The organism is Candidatus Hodarchaeum mangrovi, from assembly GCF_975850365.1.
In genome coordinates this window covers 1-3,360 of record NZ_CDLCQJ010000013.1, presented here as the reverse complement: position 1 = coordinate 3,360, position 3,360 = coordinate 1, and the positions used below count along the sequence as shown (strand labels likewise).

The 3,360-nt window shown below is 31.8% G+C and carries 2 protein-coding genes; one reads left to right on the top strand and one right to left on the bottom strand.

The window, feature by feature from the left end; genetic code table 11:
* Window positions 1-816, bottom strand: an 816-nt coding sequence (locus ACWVCY_RS01785; protein WP_455139887.1) for a hypothetical protein, incomplete at its 3' end; no start/stop codon positions are given.
* Window positions 817-1,230: 414 nt separating this feature from the next.
* On the opposite strand from ACWVCY_RS01785, the gene ACWVCY_RS01780 reads away from it, so the two are divergent.
* Window positions 1,231-3,360 (top strand): DEAD/DEAH box helicase (locus ACWVCY_RS01780; RefSeq protein WP_455139885.1); only part of this gene is annotated, 2,130 nt, incomplete at its 3' end.

Sequence of the window (3,360 nt, the reverse complement as noted above, 5' to 3'; positions counted from 1 at the left end):
TAAGATAGCCCTTGGATTTCGAAGAAGTAAGAGCTCCTCATTTGAGAGTATAGGACCTTCCCATTCTCCTTTTCTCATTTTCTTGACACCTGTTTTGATTTTATCATAAATATCTTTATGGAATTTCAACGAAGCAGCGAATAAAATCAGCGTTCTAATTATATTATTATCCAAAAGGTCTTCTTTAGCTTTTAATGTGATTACAAACTTTCCTCCAATGTCAAACTTTTTCCCATCAATCATACCAAATTGTTTCTGTCCTATGGCGTTAACTACGCGATAGTCTATTCCTGGGCCTATTTTATGTTTTAGTATTATGGGAATCAATCCTTTTTCGGTAGTAAGTCGGAAAACAAACCATTCTGGAACAAATATCCCTCCACGAGTCTTATTTACTGAGATAAGATAATCATGATTATCTAATAATACTGTGAAACATGGAAAATCTTTTCGTGCTGAAATAGATCGTGTAAATTCTCTACCAATCAGCTCTTCAATAGTTCCTTGATAATACATGCTTTTTGAAAAGAGTTTTATGACTAAGCGACGATTTAGTTTATCCTGTTCTTCGTCCCATAAGCCTTGACGATATCCCACATAACCAATTGTCTCTTCTTCGCCATTTTTCTCCTCCTTTACTTCACCAAATAATTCAAGATCTCGATTGAATTGTCTCGACTTTGCCATATATTCTTCTTTTTGCTTTATTCCAACAATTTCTCCATGTAAACGAGTACGCCATAAGTCAACAATGATTTTTCTTTTAATTTCAACTAATGGTTCTTCTTTTTTAGTTATTTCTTCTTGATTAGCCATATTCTTTCCCAATTCGATTTCTCTTATATATAGTGATTTTAAGAGAACTTATTCTTTTAAAGCTATTTCTAATTTTAGTCATAGAACAGCTTCAAATTTGCATAAATGTTAGGAAAAGATCTTAATAACCTATATCCCATTTTTTTAGAAAATAAAAAATATACCACTAAATGACATTTAATTTGCCTTTATAAGATATAAAGGGATTAAGATTGGTAATCGGTATTAAATTTCGATTTTGTAAAGTATTCATTTCCTCATAATCTCAATTAATCTGGTTAAAAGTAATAATAGTATTTCAGGTTCTAAAGAAAGAAATTTTCTCTGAATCATATGAGAGATGATTTTTTAAAAGTATATTTTGAACTTATTCAAGAAAGATTTGTAAAAACTAAATCCTGAGTGGTAAAATTTATGACAAATCTAGTATCTGAAAAGGCTGAACCTCGGGTTTATCAGCAGATGATCTTTTCCGAGTGTGTAGCTAATTCTGGAAACACACTAGTGGTTTTACCCACAGGACTAGGCAAAACTGTGATAATGGCTTATCTTACAGCGTATAAATTACAGAAAGAACGATCTAAACAGATACTCATTCTTACTCCCACTCGCCCTCTTGTTCATCAAATTAAGGAAATGTTTCTTGAATATATTGGGAATCTGACTCCTGATTTAGTCTTAGAATTATCTGGAGAAGTTTCTCCTGAAAAAAGAACTGAAATGTATCAAGGGATAAAAATTATTGTTAGTACTCCTCAAACTATAGAAAATGATCTAACATATAATCGATTGGATATTCAAAACATTAGTCTCTTATGTATTGATGAGGCTCATCGTGCAACTGGTGATTATGCCTATGTAGGGATTGCTGCTCAAGCAAAATGTCAAATTGTCGGTTTTACTGCTACTCCTGGAAATAATCCCGATAAGATTCTAGAAGTCTGTGAAAATTTACGAATCTCAAAGATATCTGTCACTGATGAGAACGATTATGATGTTGGTAAATATATCTCTACACACACCCCTAAAGTTATATGGATTGAATTACCTTTAATTTACAATGAAATTTTAAAAGATTTACAATCTTTTGAAGACAATTTAATCTTTCTTCTGAAAGATAAGGTTCCTATATCATTTAATACAAAATATATCGGAAAACGGGAAGCACTAGCCATTCATCAACAAGTAGTAGGGCTAACAAAAAAGGATTCTGTATTTGGAGAACTTTTAGTTGTCAGCGCAAATTTAATTCGAGTTCAACATCTCAAAGAATTAGTTGAAAGTCAAGGATTTCCTCAGGCTCTAAATAGTATAGATAAATGGAGAAAAAAAACATCCTCGAAGGCATTAAGATTATTTTTAGAAGATGAACGATTAATAGCTATTGAGGATCGACTTATTGAAAATCCACTTCTTCATCCTAAATTAAATCATTTAATAGCGGAACTAAAAGATGTCCTAGTTGAAAATAAGAAAAATGATTCACGAATTATTATCTTCAGTAATTATAGAGATACTGTCCGATTTCTTTTTAGTGAGCTAAAAAATGCAGGTTATGACTCTGCTATCTTTGTGGGACATTCAAGTACCAAAGAGGATAAAGGACTCTCTCAAAAAGAGCAAGTAAATGTTGTTGAACAATTTAAGAATGGAAATGTTCAAATTCTGTTAAGTACCTCTGTAGGGGAAGAAGGATTAGATGTTGGCAACTGTGACTTAGTCGTTTTTTATGATTCAGTCCCTTCAGTAGTAAGATCCATCCAACGAAAAGGAAGAGGTCGAAAAAGAAGATCTCGAGTTATACACTTAGTTACAAAGGGAACACGAGACGAAGCTATGTATTGGGCTATAAAACGAAAGCAATCTAAAATGAAACGGTTTTTGAAAGAGGAATTACCCAAATTACTTAATAAACAAGTAAAATTAGAACCTCAAAAAAGGTTAGATCAATTTTTTAAACAAGATGAAGAACCTTCAGAAAAATCTTCAATACAGATTAAACAAGAATTTTATCCAAGAATAATCATTGATACACGAGAGACCTCTCATCGCCTTCCTAAACTATTGAAAAAGATGGGAGCTATTTTAGAATCAAAGGATTTAGAAGCAGGAGATTATTTATTATCTGATCGTGTTTTAGTTGAATATAAAACTTATTCAGATTTTATTGATTCAATTATAGATGGCAGATTATTTAAACCCTCTTCTTCAGGTCAAGAATCACAATTAGTTAGGTTAGCTCAACAAAAAATCGCTATTCTTCTTATAGAGCAGGAATTCGAAGAAATACCAAGACAAATTCATATTAATAGTCTTATGGGTGCATTAGGGTCTATTCTTTTAGATTATCAATTATCTGTTATTTTTACTCGTAATTTAAGAGAATCAGCAATATTTCTTTTCCAGCTAGCCAGACGTGAACAAGAAGAAAGATCCTCAGATTATCAATTACCATCTGTAACAAGGAAAGAACAAACAATAGAAGATATTCAATTGCTCATTTTAGCAGCAATTCCTGGTATAAATATCAATAAAGCTCACAGG